15 protein-coding genes are annotated in these 13,627 nt (G+C 56.8%); 13 read left to right on the forward strand and 2 right to left on the reverse strand.

The annotated features are described in order from the left end of the window. Window positions 1-4: 4 nt before the first annotated feature. Window positions 5-1,024, reverse strand: a complete 1,020-nt coding sequence (locus tag AC0V6N_RS05165) for a 2-hydroxyacid dehydrogenase (protein ID WP_486170522.1) — start codon at window positions 1,022-1,024, stop codon at window positions 5-7. A 103-nt stretch (window positions 1,025-1,127) separates the two neighbouring features. Between AC0V6N_RS05165 and AC0V6N_RS05170 the strand changes: the two genes are divergently transcribed. Continuing rightward, window positions 1,128-1,712 (forward strand): SH3 domain-containing protein, encoded by a 585-nt coding sequence (locus tag AC0V6N_RS05170; protein WP_486170523.1) that lies wholly within the window; start codon window positions 1,128-1,130, stop codon window positions 1,710-1,712. 1 nt (window position 1,713) lies between these two features. On the opposite strand, the gene AC0V6N_RS05175 is transcribed toward AC0V6N_RS05170, so the two are convergent. Further along, window positions 1,714-2,910: a thiolase family protein gene (locus tag AC0V6N_RS05175; protein ID WP_486170524.1), complete on the reverse strand. Its 1,197-nt coding sequence runs from the start codon at window positions 2,908-2,910 to the stop codon at window positions 1,714-1,716. Between the two features lie 112 nt (window positions 2,911-3,022). Between AC0V6N_RS05175 and AC0V6N_RS05180 the strand changes: the two genes are divergently transcribed. From AC0V6N_RS05180 to nuoI, 12 genes are all read left to right on the forward strand, one after another. Then, the gene (locus AC0V6N_RS05180; RefSeq protein ID WP_486172426.1) at window positions 3,023-4,498 is read left to right on the forward strand and encodes a coniferyl aldehyde dehydrogenase; all 1,476 of its coding nucleotides are present in this window, start codon (window positions 3,023-3,025) and stop codon (window positions 4,496-4,498) included. Between the two features lie 184 nt (window positions 4,499-4,682). Beyond that, window positions 4,683-5,057, forward strand: coding sequence for an NADH-quinone oxidoreductase subunit A (locus AC0V6N_RS05185; protein WP_486170525.1), 375 nt, complete (start codon window positions 4,683-4,685; stop codon window positions 5,055-5,057). Window positions 5,058-5,130: 73 nt separating this feature from the next. Beyond that, complete coding sequence (locus AC0V6N_RS05190; RefSeq protein WP_486172427.1) at window positions 5,131-5,661, forward strand: NuoB/complex I 20 kDa subunit family protein; 531 nt, start codon at window positions 5,131-5,133, stop codon at window positions 5,659-5,661. A 12-nt stretch (window positions 5,662-5,673) separates the two neighbouring features. After that, window positions 5,674-6,378 (forward strand): NADH-quinone oxidoreductase subunit C, encoded by a 705-nt coding sequence (locus tag AC0V6N_RS05195; RefSeq protein ID WP_486170526.1) that lies wholly within the window; start codon window positions 5,674-5,676, stop codon window positions 6,376-6,378. Further along, window positions 6,375-7,586, forward strand: coding sequence for an NADH-quinone oxidoreductase subunit D (locus AC0V6N_RS05200; protein ID WP_486170527.1), 1,212 nt, complete (start codon window positions 6,375-6,377; stop codon window positions 7,584-7,586). Before AC0V6N_RS05195 ends, AC0V6N_RS05200 begins: the two co-directional genes overlap by 4 nt. Next, on the forward strand, window positions 7,583-7,759 hold the full coding sequence (locus tag AC0V6N_RS05205) for a hypothetical protein (protein ID WP_486170528.1): 177 nt from the start codon (window positions 7,583-7,585) through the stop codon (window positions 7,757-7,759). Before AC0V6N_RS05200 ends, AC0V6N_RS05205 begins: the two co-directional genes overlap by 4 nt. Then, complete coding sequence (locus AC0V6N_RS05210) at window positions 7,752-8,420, forward strand: complex I 24 kDa subunit family protein (protein WP_486170529.1); 669 nt, start codon at window positions 7,752-7,754, stop codon at window positions 8,418-8,420. The genes AC0V6N_RS05205 and AC0V6N_RS05210 overlap by 8 nt, the downstream gene beginning before the upstream one ends. A 163-nt stretch (window positions 8,421-8,583) precedes the next feature. Further along, window positions 8,584-8,769, forward strand: a complete 186-nt coding sequence (locus AC0V6N_RS05215; protein WP_486170530.1) for a hypothetical protein — start codon at window positions 8,584-8,586, stop codon at window positions 8,767-8,769. Beyond that, window positions 8,759-10,051 (forward strand): NADH-quinone oxidoreductase subunit NuoF, encoded by a 1,293-nt coding sequence (gene nuoF, locus AC0V6N_RS05220; protein WP_486170531.1) that lies wholly within the window; start codon window positions 8,759-8,761, stop codon window positions 10,049-10,051. The genes AC0V6N_RS05215 and nuoF overlap by 11 nt, the downstream gene beginning before the upstream one ends. Window positions 10,052-10,054: 3 nt before the next feature. Next, the gene (nuoG, locus tag AC0V6N_RS05225) at window positions 10,055-12,070 is read left to right on the forward strand and encodes an NADH-quinone oxidoreductase subunit NuoG (RefSeq protein ID WP_486170532.1); all 2,016 of its coding nucleotides are present in this window, start codon (window positions 10,055-10,057) and stop codon (window positions 12,068-12,070) included. Next, window positions 12,067-13,116 carry an NADH-quinone oxidoreductase subunit NuoH gene (nuoH, locus tag AC0V6N_RS05230; protein ID WP_486170533.1) on the forward strand — a complete coding sequence of 350 codons (1,050 nt, stop codon included), beginning with the start codon at window positions 12,067-12,069 and terminating at the stop codon, window positions 13,114-13,116. Before nuoG ends, nuoH begins: the two co-directional genes overlap by 4 nt. Next, on the forward strand, window positions 13,113-13,601 hold the full coding sequence (nuoI, locus tag AC0V6N_RS05235) for an NADH-quinone oxidoreductase subunit NuoI (RefSeq protein WP_218405600.1): 489 nt from the start codon (window positions 13,113-13,115) through the stop codon (window positions 13,599-13,601). The genes nuoH and nuoI overlap by 4 nt, the downstream gene beginning before the upstream one ends. The last annotated feature ends 26 nt before the right edge of the window (window positions 13,602-13,627 follow it).

The following is a 13,627-nucleotide window of genomic DNA, read 5'->3' on the forward strand; positions in this document are numbered from 1 at the left end:
GTGATTATCCACCCACAAGTGCGGTCAAAACCTGATCTGGCGGGCGATGACCGTTGACCCAGAATTGGATGTTGGCGATCACTTTTTCGCCCGATGCCTCGCGCCCTTCGGCAGTGGCGCTACCAATATGAGGCAGGGTCATGACGTTGGGATGTTGCAGCAATCGTTTGTCGACATTGGGCTCATCTGGATAAACGTCGAGGCCTGCACCGGCGAGGTGGCCGGAATACAGAGCGCCGATCAAAGCCTCCTGATCGATCAATTCGCCACGCGCGGTGTTGATGATGCTTGCGCCGGGTTTCATCAAAGCCAGACGCCTCGCGTTCACGCAACCGCGCGTGTCTTCCGTCAGCGGGCAGTGAAGTGATAGAATGTCCGCCTCGGTCATAAGCGCGTCGAGGTCACCAATAAAACGCGCGCTGAGCATGCTCTCAACCGCTTGGGGCAATTGCTTGCGATTGTAATAGGCAACTTCAAGGCCGAAAGCGCGCGCACGGTGGGCAACAGCTTGGCCTATCCGTCCCATCCCAACGATGCCGAGGACTTTTCCGCTAAGTTTACGCCCGAGCAGGCCAGAAGGTGCCCAGCCGGTCCATTCGCCTTTACGGACCAGCGCTGTGCCCTCGCGGATACGGCGTGGAACGCCGATGATCCCGGCCATTGCGATATCAGCAGTATCGTCCGTGAAAACGCCGGGAGTGTTCGTGATCATGATGCGGCGACTGGCAGCCGCAGCCAGATCAATATGCTCGGTCCCGGCTCCAAAGCTGGCGATTAGGCGCAGTCGATCACCAGCATTTGCGATCATCTCTGCATCGATCCGATCCGTCACCGTTGGCACCAGAACGTCGCATTCCTGCATCGCCGCGATCAAAGCCTCGCGGCTCATCGGTTCATCGCTCTCGTTCAAGACCGCATCAAACAGTTCATTCATCCGCGCCTCAACACTGGGCATCAAATGCCGTGTGACCACGACCTTGGGTTTGCCTGTTGGGAATTGTGGAGGGGTATGTGTGTCTGCCATTCCGCATGCGCTAAGATGTTATTGGGCAAGTGGTCAAGCACCCCTCGCAACTGCGTCCCGATCTCACATTGACACATGGCAAAGGCGGATACATTTGAGGGGCTTGAAGAGTGCAGGCGAGGGCGGCTATTCGCGGCTAGCTATGGTTATCATGCGTTTCTTCTTCGTCTTCGGTTTGCTGGCCGCTTGTCTGCTTGGATTGGGCGCTCAATCCGCCAATGCGCAAGACACCGATGCCCCGCATTGGCGCACATTGCGCTTTGATGAGGTCAATATGCGCGTTGGGCCCAGTCGCGAATACAAGATCGACTGGGTGTATCGCCGTAAAGGTCTGCCCGTGCAGGTTATCCGGCGGCGCGAGGGGTGGCTGCTCATCCGTGACCATGAAGGAACCCAGGGCTGGGTAGCCGCCAGCCAGACCACATTGCGTTTGGGCGCAATGGTGATCGGGGACGGCCTTGTCGATCTGCGTGCAGAACCAAGCGCGTCTAGCGCGCTCCAATGGCGAGCGGAGCCAGGCGTCGTTGGTGATCTCATCCGGTGTCGTGAGAATTTTTGCGAGATCGAAATCGCTGGCCGCTCGGGTTGGATCGCGATGGAGCGCCTTTGGGGCACAGGCGAGGTTGGGGCGGACGCCGAAGCTGCCGGCCCCTCGATCGAAACTGTGCCGCTACCCTCGGACGGTTAGTCTAGACCAATTCAACCGCAATAGCTGTCGCTTCACCGCCGCCAATGCATAGGCTGGCAACGCCCTTTGTCTTGCCTTGGTTCTTGAGCGCATTGATCAAAGTCACGATGATGCGGGTGCCTGATGCACCAATCGGGTGACCCAAAGCGGTGGCGCCGCCATTCACGTTGATCTTGGTATGGTCGATACCGATGTCACGCATTGCAAACATGGCAACGCAGGCGAAGGCCTCGTTGACTTCCCACAGCTCTACATCGTCGATTGACCAGCCTGCATTGTTAAGGACTTTCTCAATCGCGCCCACGGGAGCAACGGTGAAGTCTTTCGGCTCGCGGGCATGGGCTGCCATTGCGACGACCTTGGCAACAGGCTCTTGGCCGTTTTCTTTGGCAACGCTTTCGCGGGTCAGAACCACTGCGGCTGCGCCATCTGAGATTGAGCTGGAGGTTGCTGCGGTGATCGTACCATCCTTGGCAAAGGCCGCGCGCAAGGTTGGAATTTTGTCTGGGCGGCCCTTGCTAGGCTGCTCATCAGTGTCGACGGTGACTTCGCCTTTGCGGGTGGAGAATGTGACTGGCACCACCTCATCGGCAAACGCTCCGCTCTCAATCGCGGCATTGGCACGAGTCAGAGATTCGATAGAATAGGCATCCTGTTCTTCGCGCGTCAGCTGATATTCGTTCGCCGTGTCCTGAGCAAAGGTGCCCATGGCGCGGCCTTCCTCATAGGCGTCTTCCAGTCCATCAAGGAACATGTGATCGTAAGTCGTGTCATGGCCGATGCGCGCGCCCGAACGGTGTTTTTTGAGCAGATATGGCGCATTGGTCATGCTCTCCATTCCGCCAGCCACGACGTAATCGACAGTGCCGCTTGCCAAGGCTTCCGAACCCATGATCACGGTCTGCATGCCTGATCCGCACACTTTGTTCACCGTGGTGGCTTGAACGGATTTGGGAAGGCCCGCCTTGATAGATGCCTGGCGGGCAGGGGCCTGACCTAGACCCGCTGGCAGGACACAGCCCATATAAGTGCGATCAAACTTTTCAGGCGCTACGCCCGAACGCTCGACCGCCGCCTTCACTGCTGTTGCGCCTAGGTCAGTTGCTGACACATCCGACAAAGCGCCTTGCATCCCGCCCATCGGAGTTCGGGCGTAAGAGAGGATAACAATCGGATCGGCTGCGGAGAACTGGGCCATGATGGGTTCCTTTTGCGAGGGGATTTATCTGTTGCGAGCGATGTAGTGCTGCACTGCGGCATTGGCAATCGCTCTTGCATTGAGCCCTGCTGAGCTTGCCAGTCGTGCGACTTTGCGCAACAACGGTGGCAAATCGAAACGGGAAGAGGGAACTAACATGGCTGATGATCGGCGCGAAGAACTGGAAAAGCTGCTAAAGCTGCAACGCGACGCATTCACCGCCTCGCGCCCTGAAAGCATGTCGCTGCGCAAAGATCGTATCAAACGCGCGATGTCCTTGCTGAAAGAGCACGCGGAGCCGCTCTGCAAAGCAATGAGCGCCGATTTCGGCAATCGCTCACCTTCGCAAAGTATGATCACTGATATTGCTGGCACAGTTGGCGCGGGCAAGCACGCGCTTAAGAACATGGACAAATGGGCCAAGACAGAGCGTCGCCCAGTGCAGTTTCCGCTTGGACTACTGGGTGCCAAGGCAGAGGTCCGTTATGAACCCAAGGGCGTGATCGGCATCCTCTCGCCGTGGAACTTCCCCGTAAACCTCGCCTTTTCACCGCTGATGCAGGTGCTCGCTGCAGGCAATCGCGCGATGATCAAGCCGAGCGAATTTACTGAGCGTACAAGTCTGCTGATGGCTGAGCTGGTCGAGGAGTACTTTACACCGGACGAAGTGGCCGTGGTCACTGGTGGTCCAGAAGTCGCAGCGGCTTTCTCCTCGCTCAAGTTTGATCACCTCGTCTTCACCGGTTCAACCGCGACAGGCCAGCGCGTGATGGAGGCAGCGGCGAAGAACCTTGTTCCTGTCACCCTGGAACTCGGTGGCAAGTCACCGGTGATCATGGGCCGCAGCGCGGACTTCGCCAAGGCAGGCGAGCGTATCGCTTTGGGCAAGATGATGAATGCAGGCCAAATCTGTTTGGCGCCCGACTATATGTATGTGCCTGAAGATATGCAGGACGAAGCGGTTGCTGGCGTCTCCAATGGCGTTGCGAATATGTATCCCACACTGCTTGAGAACGAGGATTACGCTTCCGTTGTCTCCGACCGGCATTTTGAGAGGCTCCAAGGCTTGGTCGAGGACGCCCGCGACAAGGGTGCTGATGTGATCGAAGTCAATCCCGGCAATGAGGATTTCACGAACGCCAACCAGCGCAAAATGCCGCTGACCATCCTCAAAAACGTGACCGAGGAAATGGAAGCGATGCAGGAGGAGATTTTTGGTCCCGTTCTGCCGGTGAAGACCTATCGCGCGGTCGATGAGGCGGTGGATTACGTAAATGAGCATGATCGCCCGCTCGGCCTCTATTACTTCGGCGATGACAAAGACGAGCAAGAGCGCGTGCTCACCCGCACAATCTCTGGCGGCGTGACGACCAATGACGTGATTTTCCACGTCTCGATGGAAGACCTGCCATTTGGCGGTGTCGGCCCATCGGGCATTGGCAGTTATCACGCGGTCGAAGGCTTCCGCGAGTTCAGCCATGCCCGCAGTGTGTATCACCAACCAAAGATTGATATTGCGAAACTTGGCGGGTTCAAACCACCGTACGGCAAAGCCACAGAAAAAGCTGCCGGACAGATGATGAAATAGGCGGCCTAATTGCTCTCAATTCCCGGTGCTACCCTTAGGGCTTTCCGGGAATTGACTTTCCTGTTCAGCTTGGTTCGATTTTACGCAACAAATATGCTCAGCTTTGCCCGAGTCGAACCCTTGCACCGTAGGCGTCTCGGGCCTAAGGGCTGCGCATTGGGATCAACTTGCTTGGACAGTCGCCGTGATAGACCTTGCTCAGTATCTGCCGATACTGCTCTTCATCTTTATCGCCTTCGGGCTTTCAGTGTTGTTTGTGTTTCTGCCGATGGGCGTGTCGCGCCTAACCGGTTCGCACAATCCAGACGCTGAAAAGCTATCGGAGTATGAGTGCGGCTTCCCCGCGTTCGAAGACGCGCGCAGTCAGTTTGATGTACGCTTTTACCTCGTGGCGATTAGCTTTATCATCTTCGATCTCGAAGCCGCTTTCCTGTTCCCATGGGCTGTTAGCCTCGGCGAAACGGGTTGGGTTGGCTGGATCGGGATGATGACCTTCCTCGGCATTCTCGCAATCGGGCTTGCTTATGAATGGAAGAAGGGAGCCCTTGATTGGGAATGAGGCACTGGGAATGAGCAACACCACAATTATCCCGCCCACTGCGCCAATTAACGCTGCTGAAGCGGCGGCTTCCATGCCGACCGCTCAGGGCGGCGAAGTGCGTCAACCTGACGCAGATTATTTCAATGCGCTTCAAACCGAAGTGAATGACAAAGGCTTCCTCGTCACATCAACAGAAGACGTGTTCCAATGGGCGCGCACCGGTTCGCTGTGGTGGATGACTTTTGGTCTTGCATGCTGTGCGGTGGAAATGATCCACGTGAACATGCCGCGCTATGATATGGAGCGTTTCGGCGCTGCCCCGCGCGCATCGCCGCGTCAGTCTGATTTGATGATCGTGGCGGGCACGCTCTGCAACAAAATGGCGCCTGCGCTTCGCAAGGTTTATGATCAGATGTCTGATCCCAAATATGTGATCAGCATGGGCAGCTGCGCCAATGGTGGGGGCTATTATCACTACAGCTACAGTGTGGTGCGCGGTTGCGACCGGATTGTACCAGTGGACATTTATGTGCCGGGTTGCCCTCCAACGGCCGAAGCGCTGCTTTACGGCGTGATGCAATTGCAGCGCAAAATCCGCCGCGTCGGCACGATTGAGCGTTAGGAGCGGCATATAATGACATTCCTCCACTCCGCCCCCAAATATGCATCGAACGAAGGCGTGATTGATGCCCTTTCGGAAAGCATCAGCGTATGGGTCGATGCCGCGCAGGAAAAGCATGGCGAGATCATCTTTACCGTTAAGCGGGAAGAGATCGCCAATGTGCTCAAAATCCTTCGCGATGAGCACGATTATCAGCAATTGATGGAGATTGCGGGCGCCGACTATCCGTCGCGGCCTGAGCGTTTTGAAGTCGTATACATGATGCTTTCGCTGACCAAGAACCACCGGATCATGGTGAAGTGTTCGACAGATGAGGCAACGCCTGTTCCCACGGTCACGACGCTGTGGCCGAATGCCGGTTGGCTTGAGCGTGAAGTGTTCGACATGTTCGGCGTCGTATTTGACGGCAACACCGACCTTCGCCGCATCCTCACCGATTATGGCTTTGAAGGGCATCCGTTCCGCAAAGACTTCCCGATGACGGGCCATACGGAACTGCGCTATTCCGAAGATGAAAAGCGCGTCGTGTATGAGCCGGTAGAATTGCCGCAGGACATGCGCACTTTCGACTTCCTCTCTCCTTGGGAGGGCTCTGACTACGTCCTTCCTGGTGATGAGAAGGCCGAAGAGCCTGCTCCAGAAGCTGAGGAAAAAGACGAAGCCGCGCCGCCCAAAGATGGCGTGGAATTTGAAATCGAAGAGGGAGATGGCGAATGAGCGTCGAACTCGAACAGTCGCCAACCACCGAAGGCGATGTAATCACAAATTACACGATCAACTTTGGACCCCAGCACCCAGCGGCGCACGGCGTTTTGCGGATGGTTATGGAGCTGGATGGCGAAGTGATCGAGCGGATCGATCCGCATGTTGGCTTGCTCCACCGCGGCACTGAAAAGCTGATCGAGCAGAAGACCTACCTTCAGGCGCTGCCATACTTTGACCGCTTGGATTATTGCTCGCCGCTTTGTCAGGAGCATTCCTATGTGCTCGCGATCGAGAAACTGCTGAACATCGAAGTGCCAGAGCGGGCGCAATATCTTCGCGTGTTGTTCGCTGAGCTGACCCGCATCTGCAATCACATGCTCAATATGGGCGCTCATGTGCTCGATGTGGGTGCGTTTACGCCTAACCTGTGGATCATGGATCTGCGCGAAGATTGCATGAACTTCTTTGAGCGTGCCTCTGGTGCGCGCATGCACTCGGCATGGTTCCGTCCGGGCGGTGTGCATCAGGATGTGCCTGAGAAGCTGCTGGTCGACATTGGCGACTGGCTCGACAATAAATTCTTCCAGCTTTTCGATGACGCGATGAGCCTGGTGATCGACAACCGTATTTTTAAGCAGCGCAACGTCGATATTGCAGTCGTGAGCCGTGATGATGCGGTCGCATGGGGCTTTAGTGGCCCGATGATCCGCGCTGCGGGTATCCCGTGGGATCTGCGAAAGTCGCAGCCTTACGATGTCTATGACCGGATGGATTTCGATGTTCCGGTTGGCACCAATTCGGATTGCTATGACCGTTTCATGGTTCGCATCGCGGAAATCCGCGAGAGCGCGAAGATTATCAAGCAGTGCATCCGCGATATGCCGCAAGGCCCGATTGCGAGCACCGATGGCAAGGTCTCCCCACCAAAGCGCGGCGAGATGAAGCAGTCGATGGAAAGCCTGATCCACCACTTCAAACTCTACACCGAAGGCTTTCACGTGCCTGAAGGCGAAGTCTACGTCGCAACGGAAAGCCCCAAGGGCGAATTCGGTGTTTACCTAGTGAGCGATGGCTCGAACAAACCCTACCGCTGCAAAATCCGCCCGACGGCATTCTCGCACCTGCAAGCGATGGAGTTCATGAGCAAAGGCCATATGCTGCCTGACGCGACCGCCATCCTCGGCGCGATCGATGTGGTGTTTGGGGAGTGTGATCGGTGACCAGACGCCTGCTGAATTCGATTGGTCTTGCTATCCTTGGTGTGCTGCTTGCGCTGCACTTCCTTGGTGCAAACGACCTCGGTCCTCTCATCTGGCTGGTTTGCGCATCCATCATAGTAGCTGCTGCCGGAATTGTCGTGACACCGCGCGAAAAGGACGTTGGCAATGGCTGACCGTACACCCGCACCTGATACGCCGGAGCTTCGTGCGCGTTGGGGGGACTTTGAGTGGACCCCTGCAAACAAGAAGACGGCTGACTATCACATCGCTAAATACCCGGAAGGTCGGGCGAAATCGGCGACCATGCCACTGCTTGATTTGGCTCAGCGTCAGGTTGGCGAAGAGACCGATACGCAGGGCTGGCTGCCGCTGCCGGTGATCGAATATGTAGCTAAATATATCGACGTGCCGGTGATCCGCGTGCTCGAAGTCGCGACCTTCTACTTCATGTACAATATGAAGCCGGTCGGGAAATATCACGTGCAGGTCTGCGGTACGACGCCATGCATGCTGCGCGGCTCTGATGACATTATCTCCGCCTGCAAAAAGCGTGGAATGGACTTTGGTAAAGTCTCTGAAGACGGTCTTTGGACCCTCACAGAAGTTGAATGCATGGGCAATTGCGCCACAGCGCCTATGGTCCAGATCAACGATGACAATTATGAAGACCTGACGGAAGAGCGGCTTGATGCTGTTCTTGATGCGCTGGCTAAGGGCGAGCAACCCAAGACCGGTACGCAAGAGCCGGGCCGCCACACGTCAGAGCCCAAGGATGGCGTTACCAGCCTTCCTGAAATGGTCGACGCCAATCACGATTATCGGGGTGATTGGTAATGGCGGATAAGACGAATAATCAGGCTCTCGGCATCAGTTTCCTCGTCTCCGGGGCGGGTTTAGCACTTGCGTTGGGACTGACGGTTGGATGGGTGTTCGCACCTTCGGGACTGGGGCTGGCTATCGTCGGACTGGTCTACCTCACGCAAGAGGAAGAGGAATCATGAACGGCGGCGTCCTCGCTCTTATGATTGCAGGCCTTGCCGGTTTTGGCGCGGGCGCTTGGCTCGCGGCAACAGGCTCGCGTGAGATTGGCATCGCGCTGATGGCGATGGGGCTTATTTTTCAGGTGCTTACTTTGCGTCAGTTAAAGCTGGCCAGAAAGAAGGGATCGAACGATGCTGGCTGATAAGGACCGCATCTTTACCAATGTTTATGGCTTCCAGGATTGGGGCCTCAAAGCTGCGCAAAAGCGCGGTGATTGGGACAATACCAAGGCTCTGATCCAGCGCGGCAATGATGCGATCATCGAAGAGATGAAGGCAAGCGGATTGCGCGGGCGGGGCGGGGCAGGCTTCCCCACAGGCCTCAAATGGTCGTTCATGCCAAAGGAAAGCAAGGATGGCCGTCCAAGCTTCCTCGTTATCAACGCCGACGAATCTGAGCCTGGATCTTGCAAAGACCGTGAGATTATCCGTCACGATCCGCACAAGCTGATCGAAGGCGCTTTGGTTGCTGGCTTCGCAATGCGAGCGCGTGCGGCCTATATCTATATTCGCGGCGAATATATTCGCGAAGCTGAAACGCTCCAGAAAGCCATCGACGAAGCTTATGATGCGGGTCTGATCGGCAAGAATGCGAGCGGCTCAGGCTACGACTTTGACGTGTTTATGCATCGTGGAGCCGGCGCGTACATTTGCGGCGAAGAAACCGCGATGATTGAGAGCCTTGAAGGCAAAAAGGGTCAACCACGCCTCAAGCCGCCATTCCCTGCAGGCGCTGGCCTCTATGGCTGCCCGACGACGGTCAACAATGTTGAGAGCATTGCAGTAGTCCCAACGATCCTGCGGCGCGGGGCAAGCTGGTTCAGCTCGTTCGGGCGCGAGAATAATGCGGGCACCAAGCTGTTCCAAATCAGCGGCCACGTAGAACAGCCCTGTGTTGTTGAAGAGGCGATGAGCATCACGTTTGAAGAGCTCATCGAAAAGCATTGCGGCGGTATCCGCGGCGGTTGGGATAATTTGCTCGCGGTGATCCCCGGTGGATCGTCCGTGCCGCTGGTTCCTGCCGAGCAAATTCGCCATGCGCATATGGATTTTGACGGGCTGAAGGATCTTGGTTCAGGTTTAGGCACAGCGGCAGTGATCGTGATGGATAAGTCGACCGACATCGTCCGAGCAATTAGCCGCCTTAGCTATTTCTACAAGCATGAGAGTTGCGGCCAATGCACGCCTTGTCGCGAAGGCACAGGCTGGATGTGGCGAATGATGGAGCGCCTGCGCACTGGCGATGCCGTGATCGAGGAAATCGATATGCTGCACGAAGTAACAAAGCAGGTCGAAGGCCACACAATCTGCGCGCTCGGCGATGCAGCCGCTTGGCCAATTCAAGGCCTAATCCGCCATTTCCGCCCCGAGCTTGAGCGGCGCATTCACGAACACAATGCACAATTCGCGGAGGCAGCGGAGTAACCCATGCCTAAGGTAACCGTAGACGGCGAAGAGATCGAAGTCCCAGCTGGCGCGACTGTTTTGCAGGCGTGTGAGGCTGCGGGTAAGGAAATTCCGCGCTTCTGCTATCATGAGCGCCTCAGCATTGCGGGCAATTGCCGCATGTGTCTGGTCGAAGTGAAGCCGGGGCCGCCAAAGCCACAGGCGTCTTGCGCTCTGCCAGCTGGCGACGGTCAGGAAATCCGCACCGATACGCCGATGGTCAAGAAGGCACGCGAAGGGGTGATGGAGTTTCTCCTCATCAACCACCCGCTCGACTGCCCGATTTGTGACCAGGGCGGCGAATGTGATCTGCAAGACCAGTCGATGACCTATGGCAAGGGCACGAGCCGCACGTCTGAGAACAAACGCGCTGTGACTGAAAAGTATATGGGCCCGTTGATCAAGACGGTCATGACCCGCTGCATCCACTGCACGCGCTGTGTTCGCTTCTCTGAGGAGATTGCGGGCGTGGACGAAATCGGCGCGCTCTATCGCGGCGAAGATATGCAGATCACGACTTATCTGGAGCAGGCGGCCGCGCACGAGCTGTCTGCCAATGTGATTGATCTGTGTCCAGTCGGCGCATTGACGTCACGACCCTATGCTTTCGAAGCGCGTCCGTGGGAATTGAAGCGCACGATGAGCATTGACGTCTCAGACGCAGTGGGTGCGAACATCTCGCTTCATTCCAAGGGCCGCGAAGTCATGCGCGCGCTCCCGATGGTCAATGATGACGTCAACGAGGAATGGCTTTCTGACAAGGGCCGGTATCAGGTTGACGGCTTGATGAAGCGCCGCCTTGATAAGGTATTTGTGCGCAAGGCTGGCAAATTGCAGGCTTCGGATTGGAGCGAAGCGTTTGACGCCATTGCTTCGCATCTGGGCGATGACAAGACGAGCATTGCGGCGGTCGCAGGCGACATGGTCGATTGCGAGACGATGTATGCGGCAAAGGCGCTGCTGGGCGCTTGCGGCTCGACCAAGCTCGAAGCGCGTCAGACCGGCATGACTTATGACGTGTCGAACATGGCGGCGGTGAACTTTAACTCGACGCTTGCTGGCATCGAAACCGCAGACGCGATCCTGATCGTGGGCAGCCACATCCGCTGGGAAGCGGCGCTGGTGAATGCGCGCATTCGCAAGGCTGTGAAGGCGGGCGCTAAAGTGTTTGTGGTCGGTCCTGAGTGGGAAACGACCTATCCGGCTGAGTTCCTCGGTGAAGACCTGAAGGTTCTGAACCGCGTGCCCAAGGCGCTTGGCGATGCGATGAAGGTGGCGGAGCGTCCGGCGGTTATTCTGGGCGGCGTGGCTTTGGCGAAGGGTGCGCTTGGCGCGGCCTTGAAGCTGGTCGACAAGTTCAAGCTGGTTCGCGATGATTGGAACGGTTTCAACGTGCTCCATATGAGCGCGGCGCGTATGGGCTCTTTGATGCTCGACTTTACCGTACCGGGCGGCATGGCAGAGATTGCTGAGAAGTCACCCAGAGTGCTCCTGAGCCTCGGCGCGGATGAGTTGGATTATGAGCCGTTCGCCGACAGTCTCAAGGTTTATATCGGCCATCACGGGGACAAAGGCGCACATGCGGCGGATATCATCCTGCCAGCAGCGTCCTATGCTGAGAAAGACGGGACCTACGTCAACACCGAAGGCCGCGTGCAATTTGCTGAGAAAGCTGTGTTTGCACCGGGTGATGCGCGTGAAGACTGGACTATCCTGCGGGCTCTAGCCGATGCTCTGGGTGTAACAGTAGGCTTCGACAGCTTCGAAGCGCTCCAAGCCAAGATGATCGCTGAAGTGCCTGCTCTGGGCGAAGAGGGCCTCGCAGACTACGGCGCGTTGCCCAAGGCGGACAGCAAGGCCAAAGCGGAAGGCGAGATCAACGCCTATCCGATCGCGGACTTTTACCTCACCAACCCCATCGCGCGTGCAAGCGAAGTGATGCAGCAATGTTCGGCAGAACTGCTCCACGGTGATGAGTTGAAGGAGGCTGCGGAATGACCGAGTTCTTCCAATCTCTCGGTATGTCTTATGAGTGGGCATGGACCGTCGCGACGCTGACCGGGATCATTGTGATCTCGCTGCTCGTTATGTTTGCGGTTGCTATGGTGATCTATGTCGACCGCAAGGTGTTGGGCGCGATTATGCTCAGGCGTGGGCCGAACGTGGTGGGGCCGTTTGGGCTGCTTCAGAGTTTCGCAGACGGGCTAAAGGTCTTCCTGCAGGAAACCATCATTCCAAGCGCCGCGAACAAGGGCATCTTCCTCCTCGCGCCAATTATTACCTTTACCGTGGCGCTCGCCGCATGGGCGGTGATCCCGTTTGATGCGGGCATGGTTCTGGCGGATATCAATGTGGGCTTGCTCTACATTCTCGCGATCAGTTCATTGGGCGTTTACGGCGTTGTGATGAGCGGGTGGGCGTCGAACTCGAAATATCCGTTCTTCTCCGCCATGCGGGCCGCCGCGCAGATGATTTCCTACGAGGTCTCGATCGGCTTTATCCTCGTTTGCGTAGTTCTATGGGCAGGTACGTTCAACATGACCGGCATTGTCGAGGCGCAGAAGGGCCACGGCTTTGGTGTCGTCAACGGTTTCTTCTTCAACTTGCTGCTGTTCCCGATGTTTGTGGTGTTCTTCATCTCGGCTCTGGCTGAAACAGCACGCGCTCCGTTTGACCTGACCGAGGCGGAATCAGAACTCGTTGCTGGCTATCAAACCGAATATTCCTCCATGGCCTTCGCGCTGTTTTGGCTCGGTGAATATGCGAATATCCTGCTGATGTGTTCGCTCTGCACGCTGCTGTTCTTCGGCGGGTGGTTGCCACCTGTTGAGTGGGCACCGCTCTATTATGTGCCGGGGATCATCTGGTTCCTGCTCAAGACCTTCATGTTCTTCTTCATGTTTAGCTGGATCTGGGCGACCGTGCCGCGGTATCGCTATGACCAGCTGATGCGGCTTGGCTGGAAAGTGTTCCTGCCGATGAGCCTGTTCTTCGTCGCCGCTATCTCCGGCTATTTGATGGCCACGGGACACTTCGCACCATGACCTCCGCAACACAGCTCCTCAAATCGTTCACACTTTGGGAATTTCTGAAGGCGCATGCGCTGACCTTGAAGTATTTCTTCAAGCCAAAGGTCACGATCAACTATCCGTTTGAGAAATCGCCTCTGAGTCCTCGTTTTCGTGGTGAGCATGCCTTGCGGCGCTACCCCAACGGCGAGGAACGCTGCATTGCGTGTAAGCTATGCGAGGCGGTTTGCCCTGCGCAGGCGATCACGATTGAGAGTGAGCCGCGCGAAGATGGCTCGCGTCGCACCACGCGCTACGATATCGACATGACGAAGTGCATCTATTGCGGCTTTTGTCAGGAGGCCTGCCCGGTTGACGCCGTGGTGGAGGGGCCAAACTTCGAATACGCCACCGAAACGCGCGAGGAACTGCTCTATGACAAGGCAAAATTGCTCGCAAATGGTGACAAATGGGAACGGGCCATCGCGGCCAATCTTGAAGCCGATGCCCCCTATCGTTAGGGGCCTGCTCAACGGGACACGCGGGA

Source organism: Erythrobacter sp. S57(2025) (assembly GCF_057365055.1).